This is a genomic window from Streptococcus sp. FSL L8-0526, from assembly GCF_038007145.1.
Classification (GTDB): Bacteria; Bacillota; Bacilli; order Lactobacillales; family Streptococcaceae; genus Streptococcus; species Streptococcus thermophilus.
This window is the reverse complement of the sequence record NZ_JBBOWP010000001.1, coordinates 373,908-390,908: the sequence shown is the minus strand read 5'-3', so window position 1 is coordinate 390,908 and position 17,001 is coordinate 373,908. Positions and strand designations below refer to the sequence as shown.

At 39.2% G+C, this 17,001-nt stretch carries 25 protein-coding genes and 2 pseudogenes; 1 reads left to right on the top strand and 26 read right to left on the bottom strand.

Annotated elements, in window-relative coordinates; all coding sequences use genetic code 11:
* Positions 1-6: 6 nt before the first annotated feature.
* The 25 genes and pseudogenes from rpsE to NSQ85_RS02060 form a co-directional block, all read right to left on the bottom strand.
* Positions 7-501, bottom strand: a complete 495-nt coding sequence (gene rpsE, locus NSQ85_RS02180) for a 30S ribosomal protein S5 (RefSeq protein WP_002946171.1) — start codon at positions 499-501, stop codon at positions 7-9.
* Between the two features lie 18 nt (positions 502-519).
* Positions 520-876, bottom strand: coding sequence for a 50S ribosomal protein L18 (rplR, locus tag NSQ85_RS02175; RefSeq protein WP_002946169.1), 357 nt, complete (start codon positions 874-876; stop codon positions 520-522).
* 89 nt (positions 877-965) lie between these two features.
* Complete coding sequence (gene rplF / locus NSQ85_RS02170; protein ID WP_340781064.1) at positions 966-1,502, bottom strand: 50S ribosomal protein L6; 537 nt, start codon at positions 1,500-1,502, stop codon at positions 966-968.
* A 126-nt stretch (positions 1,503-1,628) separates the two neighbouring features.
* Complete coding sequence (gene rpsH, locus NSQ85_RS02165) at positions 1,629-2,027, bottom strand: 30S ribosomal protein S8 (protein ID WP_002952146.1); 399 nt, start codon at positions 2,025-2,027, stop codon at positions 1,629-1,631.
* 122 nt (positions 2,028-2,149) lie between these two features.
* Complete coding sequence (locus NSQ85_RS02160; RefSeq protein WP_179972380.1) at positions 2,150-2,335, bottom strand: type Z 30S ribosomal protein S14; 186 nt, start codon at positions 2,333-2,335, stop codon at positions 2,150-2,152.
* Positions 2,336-2,352: 17 nt separating this feature from the next.
* Positions 2,353-2,895 (bottom strand): 50S ribosomal protein L5, encoded by a 543-nt coding sequence (gene rplE, locus NSQ85_RS02155; RefSeq protein ID WP_002946163.1) that lies wholly within the window; start codon positions 2,893-2,895, stop codon positions 2,353-2,355.
* 26 nt (positions 2,896-2,921) lie between these two features.
* A complete protein-coding gene (rplX, locus tag NSQ85_RS02150) occupies positions 2,922-3,227 on the bottom strand; it encodes a 50S ribosomal protein L24 (protein ID WP_002946158.1) in 306 nt (101 codons plus the stop codon).
* A gap of 80 nt (positions 3,228-3,307) precedes the next feature.
* Complete coding sequence (gene rplN, locus NSQ85_RS02145; RefSeq protein WP_002952155.1) at positions 3,308-3,676, bottom strand: 50S ribosomal protein L14; 369 nt, start codon at positions 3,674-3,676, stop codon at positions 3,308-3,310.
* Between the two features lie 24 nt (positions 3,677-3,700).
* Complete coding sequence (gene rpsQ / locus NSQ85_RS02140; RefSeq protein WP_002885836.1) at positions 3,701-3,961, bottom strand: 30S ribosomal protein S17; 261 nt, start codon at positions 3,959-3,961, stop codon at positions 3,701-3,703.
* Positions 3,962-3,988: 27 nt separating this feature from the next.
* Complete coding sequence (gene rpmC, locus NSQ85_RS02135) at positions 3,989-4,195, bottom strand: 50S ribosomal protein L29 (RefSeq protein WP_002885754.1); 207 nt, start codon at positions 4,193-4,195, stop codon at positions 3,989-3,991.
* 9 nt (positions 4,196-4,204) lie between these two features.
* Positions 4,205-4,618, bottom strand: coding sequence for a 50S ribosomal protein L16 (gene rplP, locus NSQ85_RS02130; protein ID WP_179972381.1), 414 nt, complete (start codon positions 4,616-4,618; stop codon positions 4,205-4,207).
* A 3-nt stretch (positions 4,619-4,621) separates the two neighbouring features.
* Complete coding sequence (gene rpsC / locus NSQ85_RS02125; RefSeq protein WP_179972382.1) at positions 4,622-5,275, bottom strand: 30S ribosomal protein S3; 654 nt, start codon at positions 5,273-5,275, stop codon at positions 4,622-4,624.
* 12 nt (positions 5,276-5,287) lie between these two features.
* Positions 5,288-5,632 (bottom strand): 50S ribosomal protein L22, encoded by a 345-nt coding sequence (gene rplV / locus NSQ85_RS02120; RefSeq protein ID WP_179972383.1) that lies wholly within the window; start codon positions 5,630-5,632, stop codon positions 5,288-5,290.
* A gap of 15 nt (positions 5,633-5,647) precedes the next feature.
* Positions 5,648-5,926 (bottom strand): 30S ribosomal protein S19, encoded by a 279-nt coding sequence (gene rpsS / locus NSQ85_RS02115; RefSeq protein WP_000533765.1) that lies wholly within the window; start codon positions 5,924-5,926, stop codon positions 5,648-5,650.
* Between the two features lie 93 nt (positions 5,927-6,019).
* Positions 6,020-6,853, bottom strand: coding sequence for a 50S ribosomal protein L2 (rplB, locus tag NSQ85_RS02110; RefSeq protein WP_179972384.1), 834 nt, complete (start codon positions 6,851-6,853; stop codon positions 6,020-6,022).
* A gap of 17 nt (positions 6,854-6,870) precedes the next feature.
* Positions 6,871-7,167 (bottom strand): 50S ribosomal protein L23, encoded by a 297-nt coding sequence (locus tag NSQ85_RS02105; RefSeq protein ID WP_002887066.1) that lies wholly within the window; start codon positions 7,165-7,167, stop codon positions 6,871-6,873.
* A complete protein-coding gene (rplD, locus tag NSQ85_RS02100; RefSeq protein WP_002885795.1) occupies positions 7,167-7,790 on the bottom strand; it encodes a 50S ribosomal protein L4 in 624 nt (207 codons plus the stop codon). Before rplD ends, NSQ85_RS02105 begins: the two co-directional genes overlap by 1 nt.
* 24 nt (positions 7,791-7,814) lie before the next feature.
* On the bottom strand, positions 7,815-8,441 hold the full coding sequence (gene rplC / locus NSQ85_RS02095) for a 50S ribosomal protein L3 (RefSeq protein ID WP_179972385.1): 627 nt from the start codon (positions 8,439-8,441) through the stop codon (positions 7,815-7,817).
* A 113-nt stretch (positions 8,442-8,554) separates the two neighbouring features.
* Positions 8,555-8,863: a 30S ribosomal protein S10 gene (rpsJ, locus tag NSQ85_RS02090; protein ID WP_179972386.1), complete on the bottom strand. Its 309-nt coding sequence runs from the start codon at positions 8,861-8,863 to the stop codon at positions 8,555-8,557.
* Between the two features lie 243 nt (positions 8,864-9,106).
* Positions 9,107-10,108, bottom strand: a complete 1,002-nt coding sequence (ruvB, locus tag NSQ85_RS02085) for a Holliday junction branch migration DNA helicase RuvB (RefSeq protein ID WP_179972387.1) — start codon at positions 10,106-10,108, stop codon at positions 9,107-9,109.
* An 80-nt stretch (positions 10,109-10,188) separates the two neighbouring features.
* The gene (locus NSQ85_RS02080) at positions 10,189-12,012 is read right to left on the bottom strand and encodes an acyltransferase family protein (RefSeq protein ID WP_179972388.1); all 1,824 of its coding nucleotides are present in this window, start codon (positions 12,010-12,012) and stop codon (positions 10,189-10,191) included.
* On the bottom strand, positions 12,009-12,419 hold the full coding sequence (locus NSQ85_RS02075) for a hypothetical protein (RefSeq protein WP_179972389.1): 411 nt from the start codon (positions 12,417-12,419) through the stop codon (positions 12,009-12,011). Before NSQ85_RS02075 ends, NSQ85_RS02080 begins: the two co-directional genes overlap by 4 nt.
* On the bottom strand, positions 12,416-12,850 hold the full coding sequence (locus NSQ85_RS02070; RefSeq protein WP_002948621.1) for a low molecular weight protein-tyrosine-phosphatase: 435 nt from the start codon (positions 12,848-12,850) through the stop codon (positions 12,416-12,418). The genes NSQ85_RS02075 and NSQ85_RS02070 overlap by 4 nt, the downstream gene beginning before the upstream one ends.
* A gap of 282 nt (positions 12,851-13,132) precedes the next feature.
* Positions 13,133-14,425, bottom strand: coding sequence for an adenylosuccinate synthase (locus NSQ85_RS02065; protein WP_179972390.1), 1,293 nt, complete (start codon positions 14,423-14,425; stop codon positions 13,133-13,135).
* 253 nt (positions 14,426-14,678) lie between these two features.
* Positions 14,679-15,086 (bottom strand): annotated as a pseudogene (locus NSQ85_RS02060) (DNA topology modulation protein FlaR); the annotation flags it as partial.
* Between the two features lie 83 nt (positions 15,087-15,169).
* Here NSQ85_RS02060 and NSQ85_RS02055 point away from each other — a divergent pair.
* On the top strand, positions 15,170-16,345 hold the full coding sequence (locus tag NSQ85_RS02055; RefSeq protein ID WP_179972979.1) for an IS256-like element IS1191 family transposase: 1,176 nt from the start codon (positions 15,170-15,172) through the stop codon (positions 16,343-16,345).
* A 34-nt stretch (positions 16,346-16,379) separates the two neighbouring features.
* Here the strand turns inward: NSQ85_RS02055 and NSQ85_RS02050 are convergent.
* Positions 16,380-16,887, bottom strand: a pseudogene (locus NSQ85_RS02050) (DNA topology modulation protein).
* Between the last annotated feature and the right edge of the window lie 114 nt (positions 16,888-17,001).

Genomic DNA, 17,001 nt, shown 5'->3' with positions numbered 1-17,001 from the left:
CCTTTCTTATGCCAAGTCAGATACTGAGATGCCACGAAGAGCCGCAACTTCTTCAGCACGTTTAAGTTGTTTCAATCCTTCAACTGTCGCACGAACGATGTTGATTGGAGTGTTTGAACCAAGTGATTTAGATGTTACATCAGCAACACCAGCCAATTCGACGACGGCACGAACTGCACCACCAGCGGCAACCCCAGCACCTTCAACAGCTGGTTTCAACAATACTTTCGCTCCACCAAATTCTGAACGAACTTCGTGAGGAATAGTTGTACCAACCATAGGAACTTCGATAAGGTTTTTCTTAGCTGCTTCAACTGCTTTACGGATAGCTTCTGGAACCTCTTGAGATTTACCAGTACCAAATCCTACGCGACCATTACGGTCACCAACAACAACAAGAGCAGCAAAACGCATGTTGCGTCCACCTTTTACAACTTTAGTAACACGGTTGATAGCAACTACGCGTTCTTCAAGTTCTACTGCATTATCTTTAAATGCCATTATTAAGTGTCCTCCCTATTAGAATTTCAATCCGTTTTCACGAGCTGAGTCAGCCAAAGCTTTAACACGTCCGTGATAGAGATATCCACCGCGGTCAAACACCACTTCAGAAATACCTTTAGCTACTGCGCGTTCAGCAACAAGTTTACCGACAACAATGGCTTGTTCTGTTTTAGTTCCTTTAGAAACCTCTTTATCAAGAGTTGATGCACTTGCGAGCGTTACACCCGCTACGTCATCAATTACTTGAGCGTAGATGCCTGTATTAGAACGGAAAATGTTCAAACGTGGGCGATCAGCAGTTCCAGAGAGTTTTCCGCGAATGCGACGGTGGCGTTTTTGGCGGAGTTTGTTTTTATCTGGTTTCGAAATCACAATTTTCACCTCTTAATTATAATGATTGCTCATGAGAGCTTTTGGTAAGTGGGAAATCCAAAAAGAATAGCCACAAGGATAAAATCCTATTATTTACCAGTTTTACCTTCTTTACGACGTACGTATTCACCAACGTAACGGATACCTTTACCTTTGTAAGGTTCTGGAGAACGAAGGCTACGGATGTAAGCTGCTGTTTGACCAACAACTTCTTTGTTGATACCACTAACAACAATTGAAGTTGCAGATGGTACTTCAAAAGTAATGCCTTCTGGAGCTTCAATTTCGTCTTGGTGAGATTTACCAACTGAAAGAACAAGTTTTGTTCCTTGGAGTTGAGCACGGTATCCTACACCGTGCATTTCAAGTTCTTTTTTGAAACCTTCAGAAACACCAACAACCATGTTGTTCAAGTTTGCACGTGAAGTGCCGTGGATTGTTTTGTTTTCTTTGGAGTCGTTTGGACGGTGAAGTGTAACTTCGTTGCCTTCAACTTTGATTTCAATGTTTTTGTTAAACTCACGAGTGAGTTCGCCTTTAGGTCCTTTAACAGTAACAACGTTATCGTTGTTTGTTATTTCAACACCAGCAGGCAAAGTAATTACTTTATTACCAATACGTGACATAGTCTTTAATTCTCCTGTTAGATTATCAAGCCACTAAGTGACTAGTTTTCACGGGGATGAGTTTCAAAGAATTAAATCAATGAAACTCGCACGACTAGTTAAACAATCGCGCTTACTGTTAACCTCTTACCAAACGTAAGCGATAACTTCTCCACCAACGTTCTTTTGACGAGCTTCTTTGTCAGTCAAAAGACCTTCTGAAGTAGAAATGATCGCGATTCCAAGTCCGTTAAGAACTTTAGGAATATCTTCACGCTTAGAGTAAACACGAAGACCTGGTTTAGAGATACGTTTCAAGTTAGTAATAACACGTTCACCGTTTTGTCCGTATTTCAAGAATACGCGAATGATACCTTGTTTGTCATCTTCAATAACTTCAACGTTTTTTACAAAACCTTCACGTTTAAGGATTTCAGCAATACCTTTTTTAATGTTTGATGCAGGTACTTCAAGAACTTCGTGCTTAGCTTGGTTAGCGTTACGAATACGTGTCAAGAAATCTGCAATTGGGTCAGTCATAACCATTTTATATTTTCTCCTCTTACTAGTAGTTTGAATAATTCACTTGCTAGTTAATGATTGAGCTGGGCTCAGTTTGTGTTTAATACATTCAACTTAGAAAAATCTAACTTGAATGAATCATAATTTTACCAAGAAGCTTTGGTAACACCTGGAATTTGACCTTCGTGAGCCAATTCACGGAAGCAAATACGGCAAAGTTTATATTTGCGATAAACTGAGCGTGGACGTCCACAACGTTCGCAACGAGTGTAAGCTTGCGTAGAGAACTTCGCAGGGCGTTTGTTCTTAACAATCAATGATTTTTTAGCCAATTTATTTACCTCCTAGATTATTTTGCAAAAGGCATTCCAAGGCCTTTTAGCAATTCACGACCTTCTTCGTCAGTGTTAGCAGTAGTTACGATAACGATATCCATACCACGTACTTTATCAACATTATCGAAGTTGATTTCTGGGAAGATAAGTTGTTCTTTAACCCCAAGTGTGTAGTTACCACGTCCATCAAATGATTTAGTTGGAACACCATGGAAGTCACGAACACGTGGAAGTGAAACTGACACCAATTTATCTAAGAATTCGTACATGCGTTCACCACGAAGGGTAACTTTAGCACCGATCGCTACACCTTCACGAAGACGGAAGCCAGCGATTGATTTCTTAGCTTTAGTGATCAATGGTTTTTGACCTGAAATAAGTGCCAATTCAGCAGCAGCTTTTTCAAGAGTTTTAGCGTTGTTTACAGCTTCACCAACACCCATGTTAATAACAATTTTATCAACCTTTGGCACAGCCATAACTGAAGAATAGTTAAATTGTTCAGTCAAAGCAGGAATTACTTCGTTAGTGTATTTTTCTTTAAGACGGTTAGCCATTTAATACTTTCTCCTTTCCTTCGTGATTAGTCAAGCACTTCGCCTGATTTTTTGTTGTAACGAACTTTCTTGCCGTCAACAACTTTGTAACCTACACGTCCAGCTACACCGTTCTTGTCAAGAACTTGAACGTTTGAAGCGTGGATTGGTGCTTCTTTTTCCACGATAGCACCTTGAGGGTTTTCAGTTGATGGTTTTTGATGTTTTTTAATGATTGCAACACCTTCAACAACAACTTTGTTTACTTTTGGAAGAGCCTTAAGAACTACTGCTTCAGTTCCTTTGTCTTTACCAGCAATAACGCGAACTTTATCGCCTTTTTTTACAAACATTTGAGTATTTCTCCTATTATTTCTTACGCCCTAATGGGCACCCTGAATAAATCAGGGGACTAAGTTTGTGTTAATTCAGATTAAAGTACTTCTGGGGCCAAAGATACAATACGCATGTATCCACCTTCACGCAATTCACGTGCAACAGGGCCAAAGATACGAGTTCCACGAGGAGTTTTGTCATCACGGATGATTACTGCAGCGTTGTCATCAAACTTGATGTATGAACCGTCTGAACGGCGAGCACCAGTTTTTGTACGTACGATAACAGCTTTAACAACATCACCTTTTTTAACAGCTCCACCTGGTGTAGCTTGTTTAACAGTTGCAACGATAACGTCGCCGATGTTAGCGAATTTACGTCCTGAACCACCAAGAACTTTGATAGTCAAGATCTCACGAGCACCGCTATTATCAGCAACTTTTAAGCGACTTTCTTGTTGAATCATTTCAATTGTCTCCTTTTAGTTTTATTAGATAATAACAGCTTCTTCCACAACTTCTACAAGACGGAAGCGTTTTGTAGCTGAAAGTGGACGAGTTTCCATGATACGAACGATATCGCCTTCTTTAGCAACGTTGTTTTCATCATGTGCTTTGTATTTTTTAGAGTAGTTGATACGTTTACCATAGACTGGGTGGTTACGTTTAGTTTCAACTACAACTGTGATTGTTTTATCCATCTTGTCAGATACTACACGTCCAACAAGGGTTTTACGTTGATTACGTTCCATTATTAGAATTGCTCCTTTCCCAATCTATTATTTGATTTCAGATTGCACAGTTTTAACACGTGCAATTTGTTTTTTAACTTCGTTCAAACGGGCAGTTTGATCAAGTTGACCTGCTGCAGCTTGGAAACGAAGGTCGAAAAGTTCTTTCTTAAGTTCGTTTTCTTTTTTAGCAAGCTCTTCTTGAGACAAGCCACGAAGCTCAGCAACAAACTTTTTGATTTCTTCAAGTTTCATGTCTTCTCCTTATTCTGCTTCACGTTTCACGAATTTAGTCTTAACTGGCAATTTGTGGCTAGCAAGACGAAGCGCTTCACGTGCAACTTCTTCAGAAACACCTGCGATTTCGAACATTACTTTACCACGTTTAACTGGTGCTACCCAACCTACAGGTGCCCCTTTACCAGAACCCATACGTACACCGATAGGTTTAGCAGTGTATGGTTTATGTGGGAAGATTTTAATCCAAACTTTACCACCACGTTTCATGTAACGAGTCATTGCGATACGGGCAGCTTCGATTTGACGGTTTGTGATCCAGTGACTAGTAGTAGCTTGAAGACCGTATTCACCGAATGCGACTTCTTTACCACCTTTAGCCTCACCGCGCATTTTTCCACGGAATTCGCGACGGTATTTAACACGTTTAGGTACTAACATTTGTTATTTGCCTCCTTTAGTGTTTTTACGGGCTGGAAGAACTTCTCCACGGTAGATCCAAACTTTAACACCAAGTTTACCGTAAGTTGTGTAAGCTTCTTCCAAAGTGTAGTCGATATCTGCACGAAGTGTGTGAAGTGGAACTGTACCTTCTGAGTATCCTTCTGCGCGGGCGATATCTGCACCGTTCAAACGACCTGATACTTGAGTTTTGATCCCTTTAGCTCCAGCACGCATTGCACGTTGAATAGCTTGTTTTTGTGCACGACGGAAAGCAACACGTTGCTCAAGTTGACGAGCAATAGTTTCACCAACAAGGTGAGCGTCCAAATCAGGTTTTTTGATTTCAACGATGTTGATGTGAACTTGTTTTCCAGTCAATTTGTTAAGTTGAGCGCGAAGAGCGTCAACGTTTGATCCACCTTTACCGATAACCATACCTGGTTTCGCAGTGTGAATTGAAACAATAACTTTGTTTACAGCACGTACGATTTCAATAGTTGAAACTGAAGCGTCTGCAAGCTCTTTTTGAATGAATTTGCGGATTGCCAAATCTTCGTGAAGGTAATCTGCGTATTCTTTTTCAGCATACCATTTCGCATCCCAGTCACGGATGATCCCGACACGAAAACCAATTGGATGTACTTTTTGACCCACGAGTTTACCTCCTTATTTTTCTGACACAACTACTGTTACGTGAGTTGTGCGTTTGTTGATTGGTGAAGCTGAACCTTTCGCACGTGGACGGAAACGTTTCATTGTTGGTCCTTCGTTTGCGAATGTTTCAGATACTACTAAGTTAGCTTTTTCCAAACCAAAGTTGTTTTCTGCGTTAGCGATAGCAGAGTTAAGTGTTTTCTCAACAATGCGAGCTGCTTTGTTTGGAGTGAATTTCAAGATTGCGATTGCATCAGCAACGTTCTTACCACGGATAAGATCAAGAACAAGACGTGTTTTACGAGGTGAAACACGCACTGTACGAGCCAATGCTTTAGCTGAAGTAATTTCTGCCATTGTGTCCTCCTCCTATTAACGACGTGTTTTCTTATCGTCAGCTGCATGACCTTTGTAAGTACGAGTTGGTGCAAATTCACCAAGTTTGTGACCTACCATGTCTTCTTGGATGTAAACAGGAACATGTTTACGTCCATCATAAACTGCGATAGTGTATCCGATGAAACTTGGGAAAATCGTTGAACGACGTGACCAAGTTTTAATTACTTTTTTCTTTTCGTCATTTGCTTGAGCTTCAACTTTTTTCATCAAATGCTCATCGACGAAAGGTCCTTTTTTAAGACTACGTCCCATTTTGTAGTTTTCTCCTTTAAATTAAATGTACCACAGCGGCTTGCGCTAAGAAGCGCTACCGAGTTGGCGGATGTCATATACTAAGCGACTAAATTATTTTTCGTTACGACGACGAACGATAAGTTTGTCAGATTTAGCTTTCTTGTTACGAGTTTTAAGACCAAGCGCAGGTTTACCCCATGGAGTAGATGGCGCTTTACGTCCAACTGGTGCTTTACCTTCACCACCACCGTGTGGGTGATCGTTAGGGTTCATTGCAGAACCACGAACTGTTGGGCGAACACCTTTCCAGCGGTTACGACCAGCTTTACCAAGGCTGATAAGTGATTGTTGTTCGTTACCTACAGTACCTATAGTTGCACGACAAGTTCCAAGAATCATACGAACTTCGCCTGATTGAAGACGAACAAGTACGTATTTACCTTCTTGACCCAAAACTTGAGCAGAAGCACCAGCGGCACGGACAAGTTCAGCACCTTTACCTGGTTTAAGCTCAATGTTGTGGATAACTGTACCAACTGGGATGTTTGCAAGTGGAAGAGCGTTACCAACTTTGATATCCGCATCTGGACCTGAAACGATACGTTGACCTACTTCGAGACCTTTAGGTGCGATGATGTAAGCTTTAACCCCGTCAGTGTAGTGTACAAGAGCGATGTTTGCAGTACGGTTTGGATCGTACTCAATTGTTTTAACAACTGCTTCAACGCCATCTTTGTTACGTTTGAAGTCAATCAAACGGTAGTGGCGTTTGTGTCCGCCACCTTGGTGGCGTACAGTGATACGACCATTGTTGTTACGACCAGCTTTGTTCTTAAGAGAAACAAGCAATGATTTTTCAGGAGTGCTTGTAGTGATTTCTGCGAAATCCAAAGAAGTCATGTGACGACGGCCATTTGTCGTTGGTTTATAAACTTTAATACCCACGTTAATTTCTCCTTTGATTATTCAGCTTCAGCTGCAAACAACTCGATTGCTTTAGAATCAGCTGTAAGAGTGATGATAGCTTTTTTAGTTTTTGAAGTGAAACCAGTGTAACGTCCTACACGTTTTTGTTTTGGTTTAACAGTTACAGTATTCACGCTAGCAACTTTAACACCTTCAAATGCAGCTTCAACTGCTTGTTTGATCAAGAGTTTGTGTGCACGTGTATCAACTTCGAAAGTGTATTTTCCTGCTTCAAGAGCAATCATAGATTTCTCAGTGATAACAGGTTTTTTGATTACGTCATACAAATTCATTATGCAAGAACCTCCTCGATTGATGAGATAGCTTCTTTAGTAACAAGAAGTTTATCTGCGTTTACGATGTCAAGTACGCTTGCAGTTGCAGGAGTTGCAACAGTTACGTTTGCAAGGTTACGTGCTGAAAGTTCAGCGAATTTGTTTCCTTCTTCAACGATAACAAGTACTTTAGAATCGATGCTAAGAGCTGAAAGAACGTTTGCGAATTCAGCAGTTTTTGGAGCCGCAAATGAAAGAGCTTCAACCGCTACAAATTTATCTTCTGCAACCTTAGCTGAGTATACAGATTTCAATGCAAGGCGACGAACTTTTTGTGGAAGTTTGTATCCGTAAGAACGTGGAGTTGGTCCGAAGACAACACCACCACCACGCCATTGAGGTGAGCGGATAGAACCTTGACGAGCACGTCCAGTTCCTTTTTGACGCCATGGTTTACGTCCACCACCTGATACTGCTGAACGGTTTTTAACCGCATGAGTACCTTGGCGAAGGCTAGCACGTTGGCTGATCACGACATCAAATACTACTGATTCGTTTGGTTCGATACCGAAGATAGCGTCATTAAGTTCAACTGTGCTAACTTCTTTACCAGTTTGGTCAAATAGTTTTACGTTTGCCATTTTTAACTGATTTCTCCTTTCTTATTATTTAGCAGCTTTAACTGCTGATTTGATAGTGATAAGAGATTTCTTAGCACCTGGTACGTTACCTTTGATAAGGATAACATTTTTCTCTGGGATAACTTGTACAATTTCAAGGTTTTGAATTGTCACACGGTTGCCACCCATACGTCCTGCCAAGTGTTTGTTTTTGAAAACACGGTTAGGCGCTATAGGTCCCATTGAACCTGGACGACGGTGGTAACGAGAACCGTGAGCCATAGGTCCGCGTGATTGACCGTGGCGTTTGATAACACCTTGGAAACCTTTACCTTTTGAAGTACCAGTTACATCAACAACATCTCCAGCTTCGAATATGTCAACAGTGATTTCTGATCCAACTTCTAAGCCTTCAATGTTTTTGAATTCACGAATGAAGCGCTTAGGAGCTGTGTTAGCTTTCGCTACGTGGCCTTTGGCAGGTTTGTTGCTCAATACTTCTCGTTTGTCATAAAAACCAACTTGAACTGCTTCGTAACCGTCTGTTTCAACAGTTTTAACTTGAAGCACAACGTTTGGAGTAGCTTCGATGACAGTAACAGGGATAAATTCACCTGCTTCAGTGAAGATTTGAGTCATTCCCACTTTTTTCCCTAAGATTCCTTTTGTCATGAGAAAATACTTCCTTTACTTTAATGTATTTTAAAAAGTTTTTTATGAGCGTTTTTTATGCTCAAAAAAGTTTTTAACGAGCGTTTTTTATGCTCAATGAATCAATCTTTAAATTAAAGTTTGATTTCTACGTTCACACCACTTGGAAGATCAAGTTTCATCAAAGCGTCAACTGTTTTTTGAGTTGGGTTGATAATGTCGATGAGACGTTTGTGTGTACGCATTTCAAATTGTTCGCGAGAATCTTTATATTTGTGAGGCGCACGAATAATTGTGTAGAGACTACGTTCAGTTGGAAGTGGAACTGGCCCAGCAACTGTCGCACCAGTGCGAGTTGCAGTTTCTACGATCTTTTCAGCCGCTGTATCAAGCGTACGGTGTTCGTAATCTTTCAAACGGATACGAATTTTTTTGTTTGCCATTTTTTCTCCTCTTTCGTCTATTTAAGATAATAGGCTAGCTCCTCAAGAAAACCAACACGGATTGCGTGGCAGTGCAACCAGGCGTGTCGCAACCTCTTGTATCATAGCTAAGCGCTGTTTTAACAGCACCACAATATAATAACAGAAGAACCCATTCATTGCAAGGCATTTTTGAAATTTTTCCCTTATTTTATTTTATTTTTAAACTAAATAAAGAATCCACCTTTCTAGATGGATTCTTTATTAATTATCTCGGGTATAGTCATATCCCATATGCTCATAGGCTTTAGCAGTTGCAACACGTCCTGTTCGTGTACGCATAATGAAACCTTTTTGGATTAGGTAGGGTTCATACATATCTTCCACTGTTTCTCGCTCTTCAGCAATATTAACTGATAAAGTACCTAAGCCAACTGGGCCTCCCCCATACATCTCAATCATAGTTCGGAGAATTTTTTGGTCAACGTAGTCTAATCCTTCATGATCTACATCCAGCATAGTCAATGCCTGATCTGCAATCTTATCGTCAATGACACCATCACCCATGATTTGAGCATAGTCTCGAACGCGCTTAAGCAGTCGGTTAGCAATACGTGGTGTTCCACGACTACGTCGTGCTAATTCCAAGGCAGCCTCTGGTGTTATTGTCATTTCAAAGATTTCCGAAGTACGTTCTACAATCTCTGTCAAATCAGGTAACTCATAATATTCCATATGACCATTGATTCCAAAGCGAGCTCTCAAGGGATTTGACAGCATACCTGCTCGTGTGGTCGCACCAACCAAAGTAAAGGGAGGAAGGTCTAGATGAACGCTACGACTTGTCTCACCTGATCCAATCATGATATCGATGTAGTAATCTTCCATAGCGCTATAAAGAACTTCTTCCACTACCATAGGCATACGATGAATCTCATCAATAAATAAGATGTCTCCCGGATCCAAGTCATTGAGTATGGCAACTAAATCACCAGCCTTTTCAATTGCCGGCCCAGATGTTTGCTTCAAATTAACTCCCATCTCATTGGCGATTACAAACGCCATAGTCGTTTTACCCAAACCAGGTGGGCCAAACAAAAGGGTATGGTCTAGAGCCTCATCACGGAGTTTAGCTGCTTCTATAAAAATTTTTAATTGGTCCTTAACCTTATCTTGACCAATATATTCCTTAAAGTACTGAGGGCGAAGGGTACGCTCCACATACTCCTCATCTCCTAGTAAATCATCATCTAATATTCTTGCCATAGGCTTATTTTAGCACAAAACAAAAAACTGAGTCAAAATTTGTCCACAAAAAAGAGGACAACTCTTGTCTTCTTTTTTTATTATTTTTTACTACCCTTAACAGGTTTCTTATTTGCTTTCGCGATAGCCTCTTTAATCGTATTGGTATATAATTTAGCCCCACGGTTAATAGAGTCACTATCGGAGCCAAAGTGAACCCCATCTGTACCATTCCAGATAGAAATATTTTCTTTAGCAACTTGATACCAATCAGCAACCGTCACAAAGTCATATTTCTTAGCCATCTCTAACTCATACTTACGTAACTGAACCAAAGATGCGGCTTCAATTCCAGACTTACTACCATTATATGGTGTCACAAAGATAATATGGTGACCTTTAGGTAGATTTTTAATCATTTTATTAATGACCCCTTTATAGTCATCAATCTCATTAACACCACCAGCAATAACAACATCTTTGGCAAGAGCTTTACTATCCGCATAATCTTTAAGTAAATCATTAATAGTTGATAGATTACGGCTGACTACTGCATCTATAGCGACATTATCAATACTTGATTCAATCTGATCTTTCGACCTAAGAGCAACGGAATCCCCTAGAATTACCACTCCTTTATTCACACCAAAAGAGGTAGCTTGACTGTTTTCAGCATTGGTACGTGTTAATTTCATCTTCGTCTGAGCTTGTGACAATCCATTAGCTACCAAATCTTTCTCAAAGTTCCCAACAGCTGGCGCAAAGAGAGAAATGAGCACTGTAATTAAGGTGAGCCCACTGAAGATATAGAGCACAATATGTCGGTAAGGTGTCAAGTCCAAATCTATTCCAAAGAGACTTCCCTTTCTTCCCGCAATAAACGGCTCTATTATATAGTAGGAAAGTGTCGCAAAAACGATTGACAAAATTGTTGTCAGTATGACTGCAATGATATTATTGGTTAATTGGCTGAAGATAATATATAGCGGCCAGTGGAACAAATAAACGCTGTAACTAATTTCCGCCAAATAACTAATAAAAGCAGACTCTGATTTGCCAGGTAGCTTCTCATGGAGAATACGTGCAGAGTAAATCATGACAGCTGTAAACAAACTAGCCAAAACAAACCCAAATAGATAGGTAATACGTTCTTCAAAATGAAGGACTAAGCCCAACAATAAGAGCAGAGCAAAGCTACCAACCATATAAAGAACTGTCTTTTTAAGTTCCCATAGGCGAACATTTTTCTTAAACCTAGCAGTCGTCTCATGTACACCTGAAAGTGTCGCAAAAAGCGAACCTAAAAAGAAAGGATAAGCATGCGTGATTGAAGAAAAATACAAGCGAGAAAAACTATCAACAAAGAAAGCACTAATAAACATTGATAGGAAACTCACCGTAAAGCAGGTAAGAGATACCATGAAAACTAGGCCTCTAAATTGATTTTGATGCTTAACACGCTTTGCTAGGAACCAAAGTAAGGCACCCCAGAGAATATAATAATGAACCTCAATAGCCAGACTCCATGTATGGAGGTAGATATGCTGGTTAAACTGATTCTCATAATTCCCTCCAGTTAAAATTTCATAATAGTTAGTTACAAAACCAATAACAGAGGTGATCTGATGCCCTATGCCTGCAATGAAATCATTTCGAACCAAGAGTGCTAAAGGGGTACAGATAAGAACCATCAGTACAAGTGGGGGTACTATACGGTAAAGGCGTCGTCGCATAAAACCAAGATAATCAATGCGATGTGTTCTAGACATCTCATCAATCAAAAGTGCCGTAATCAGATAGCCTGAAAAGGTAAAGAAGACATCAACACCAATGAATCCCCCAGGAAGAACGCTTGGAAAAAAATGATAGACAAGAACTAAAAGAAGACCTGTCACACGAATATAAGAAAACCAGTTAATTCTCATCCTTTAAAAATCCCTTGTGTAAATTTTCCTTTGTAGACAACCTTATTTTCAGTAGTCAATTTTCCTTGGCCATCTGCTTGACCAGACTTGAACTCTCCTTCATAAGTCCAACCTTCGTGAGATTTAAAAGTTCCTTGACCATTAAAAGAACCATTTTTAAATCCACCCGTATAGGTATCACCATTATCATAGGTCAGAGTTCCTTGACCGTTTAAACGATGGTTCTGCATCTGACCTTTATAGGTGATTTTAGTCCCATCAATTTTAATAGAATGTTGCGTTTTTATAGTCACCAACAACAAGGACAGAGCGCATAAAATAATAAGCCCTACCGTGATATGCTCAAATTGATTACGATTAATATCAATATTTTTGAAATCAAAATTCTTTAGCTGTTTAAAATTCATTGTCTATCCCTAATCCACTGTAGCCAATCTTGGCAAGCTGCAGTTACCAAATTGTATGTTTCTTCAAAATCACCTGTGTACCATGGGTCCGGAACCCCACCAGGTCTAAAGAGCTTAATTTTATCGTCATAACGACCCGCAGATACTTGTAGGAGATCCTCAACATTTGACTCATCCATCCCCACAATCAGATCAAAGAATTCAAAATCTGACTGACTTATCTGTTGTGAGCCTTTGGAAGAATCAAAAGAAACCGCATATTTCCTTAAAATCTTTTGAGTTCCTTGGTGAACTGGATTTCCATGTTCCCAAGACGAAGTTGCACGACTTTCAATATGCAAAGACCCATCTTGGTCAAGCGCTTTCATTATAAACTCCGCCATAGGGCTTCGACAAATATTTCCCAGACAAACAAATACAACCTTATTCATTACTCACCTCTTACCCCAAAGCTATTAAGAAATTTGCTCACTTATTCTCTTGGTTACAATTGTTGCTATACTCCTAAATCATGAAAGTAGGTTCTCGTTAATTTTCATTTAATCAAACCATATTATACCGAAAAACTAATCAAATAGAAAGATTTCTCTTCTAATACTATCGAAAAATTGACACGCGTTTTTTTTTAACAGTTACCAAGTCATTTAGGACCTTATTATGTTTACTGACTAAAGAAAAAAGAACCTAGTTTCCTAGATTCTTTATCTTCATTATTAGATATTTGACCAAACACTCTCAAGAATGTTTGTTTGTTCACGTCCAGGTCCTACAGAGAAGGTAGAGATACGTATACCGACCAACTCACCAACACGACGAATATAATTACGAGCATTTTCAGGAAGCTCATCTAAACTACGACAACCTGTAATGTCCTCTTCCCAACCTGGCAATTCTTCATAGATTGGTTTACAACGTTTCAATTGCTCAAGGCTAGCTGGATAGTAATCAATGCGCTCACCATCAAGATCGTAGGCTACACAAATTTTCACAGTATCAAGACCAGAAAGAACGTCGATACAGTTCAAGCTAAGGTTTGTAATACCTGATACACGACGGCTATGACGCATTACCACTGAGTCAAACCATCCTACACGACGTGGACGTCCAGTTGTTGTTCCATATTCATGGCCAACTTCACGGATACGTTTACCCACTTCATCAAACAACTCAGTTGGGAAAGGACCATCGCCGACACGACTCGTATAGGCCTTACATACACCCACAACCTTATTAATTTTAGATGGCCCAACACCAGAACCAATTGTAACACCACCAGCAACAGGGTTTGATGACGTTACAAATGGGTATGTTCCTTGGTCAATATCAAGCATAACTCCTTGAGCCCCTTCAAAGAGGACACGTTTACCTGCATCAAGAGCATCATTCAAAATAACAGATGTATCTGTGACATATTGTTTAATTTGTTGTCCGTAGGCGTAGTATTCTTCGAAAATCTCATCGAATGATAACTCTTCAGACTCATACATCTTACTGAAAAGACGGTTTTTCTCAGACAGGTTTGTCTTTAATCGACTAGCAAAGATTTCTTTGTCCAAAAGATCGGCAATACGGATACCAACACGCGCAGCCTTATCCATATAGGCCGGACCAATACCTTTGTTAGTTGTACCAATTTTATTGTCACCTTTAGCAGCTTCTTGCAGTTGATCAAGTTTAATATGGTATGGCAAGATAACATGTGCGCGGTCAGAAATGCGAAGACTCTCTGTTGACACACCTTTTGTATGAAGATATTCCAACTCTTTGACAAGTGATTTAGGGTTCACTACGACACCATTACCAATGACAGAGATTTTCTCTGGGAAGAAAACACCTGATGGAATCAAGTGCAATTTGAATTTCTTACCATCGATAACAATCGTGTGACCTGCATTGTCCCCACCTTGATAACGTGCAATTACTTCGGAATCTTGACTTAGGAAGTCTGTGATTTTCCCTTTACCTTCATCACCCCACTGGGTTCCTACAACAACTACTGATGTCATATTATTTTGATAACGGACAGTTCCATCTTTACGAGACTGTCCCCACCTTTCTTGAAAAACTTCACGGTGGGAATTTCACCCACAAGTTTTGCGTTACATTTTATTATATCAGAAAAGAGACTAATTGTTCAACGATAAAAGCATTTATATCAAAATATTCTGACAGTTACAACCCAGATTGCAACTAATTACTTACTATATTTTTTAATCTCATATCTTATATAGAGCTATCAATTATTTTATGAGTAAATAGTTATAGCAGTTTTTTAACCTTCTTCATATAATTGTTTAACTGCTTTTGATTCTTTAAAACTATTGTTTTGTCAGGATACTTTTTTACAACAACTTTAAATTTCGTTACATTCTTTTGTGAACGTCCATCTAATAGAATCCATTTCACAAATGCAAAATCGAATTTTTCATTACAATTTTCCGCCATACTAGGATGCGTCTGCCCCTTGTATCTTAAATATCGCCTAAAAGCCCGATAGAGACAATTAAATCTGTTAAAGTTGAAATATATAATACAGTCTGCTTCTCTCATACGTTCTTCATAAAGACAAGTCGAGTAGTTACCTTCGATAATCCAACCCTTTTGTAACATAAATTTTGATATATCATCAGTCATTTCATTAACTGTCCGCCCTTGCCAGTTGGTAGTGTAAAATAAGTTGTGTAAACACAAAAAGGAATAAATCCGTTATAGTAGAGTTGCAAAACATTACTAGAAAGAGATTTATTCCTATAACTCAGTTTACCACAGAACTACTTAACTTCCTAGCCCAAAAGCAAGATATTGATGAATTTTTCCGTACTTCTCTTGAAACAGCTATGAATGATCTGCTTCAAGCAGAGTTATCAGCCTTTTTAGGGTATGAACCTTACGATAAATTAGGCTATAATTCTGGGAATAGTCGTAACGGAAGCTATGCACGGAAATTCGAAACCAAATATGGGACTGTTCAGTTGAGCATTCCTAGAGATCGTAATGGGAACTTTAGTCCAGCTTTGCTTCCCACTTATGGACGTCGAGATGACCACTTGGAAGAGATGGTTATTAAACTCTATCAAACCGGTGTAACTACTCGAGAAATTAGTGATATCATCGAGCGAATGTATGGTCATCACTATAGTCCTGCCACAATTTCTAATATCTCAAAAGCAACTCAGGAGAATGTCGCTACTTTTCATGAGCGAAGCTTAGAAGCCAATTACTCTGTTTTATTTCTTGACGGAACCTATCTTCCATTAAGACGTGGAACCGTTAGTAAAGAATGTATTCATATCGCACTTGGCATTACACCAGAAGGACAGAAGGCTGTTCTTGGATATGAAATCGCCCCAAATGAAAACAATGCTTCTTGGTCCACCCTGTTAGACAAGCTTCAAAACCAAGGAATCCAACAGGTTTCTCTTGTAGTGACCGATGGCTTCAAGGGGCTTGAAGAGATTATCAATCAGGCTTACCCATTAGCTAAACAACAACGTTGCTTAATTCATATTAGTCGAAATCTAGCTAGTAAAGTGAAACGAGCAGATAGAGCGGTTATTCTGGAGCAATTTAAAACGATTTATCGTGCTGAAAATTTAGAAATGGCAGTGCAAGCTTTAGAGAACTTTATCTCCGAATGGAAACCAAAGTATAGGAAAGTCATGGAAAGTCTGGAGAATACGGATAATCTTTTAACTTTTTATCAGTTTCCCTACCAGATTTGGCATAGCATTTATTCGACAAACCTCATTGAGTCTCTTAACAAAGAGATCAAACGTCAAACGAAAAAGAAGATTCTTTTTCCTAACGAGGAGGCTCTGGGACGTTATTTAGTTACCCTGTTTGAAGATTATAATTTCAAGCAAAATCAACGCATCCATAAAGGGTTTGGCCAATGTGCTGACACACTTGAAAGCTTATTTGATTAACATTCTTCAACTCTACTTGAGTGTTTACACATAATTATTGACAGTATCTCATATAATTGTTTAACTGCTTTTGATTCTTTAAAACTATTGTTTTGTCAGGATACTTTTTTTACAACAACTTTAAATTTCGTTACATTCTTTTGTGAACGTCCGTCTAATAAAATCCATTTCACAAATTCGAAATCGAATTTTTCATTACAATTTTCCGCCATGCTAGGACACGTCTACCCCTTGTATCTTAAATATCGCCTAAAAGCCCGATAGAGACAATTAAATCTGTTAAAGTTGAAATATATAATACAGTCTGCTTCTCTCATACGTTTTTCATAAAGACAAGTCGAGTAGTTACCTTCGATAATCCAACCTTTTTGTAACATAAATTTTGATATATTATCAGTCATTTCATTAACTGTCCGCTCTTGCCAGTTTAATGTGAAATGAATTTTATCTAAATGAAGTACTTCAGAACTGTAGTGTTGACCTAAAAAACTTGCCAAAGTCGACTTTCCAGAACCACTATAGCCAATGATTGCAATTTTCAACACATGCCTCCTTCTTCAATTCTATTGCTTGACTGATATCATAACATAAAGCAGATATCTTACGAGGCAATAATTCATGTTTAAACAAGCAAAAAAAGCCTTGTAAATCAAGGC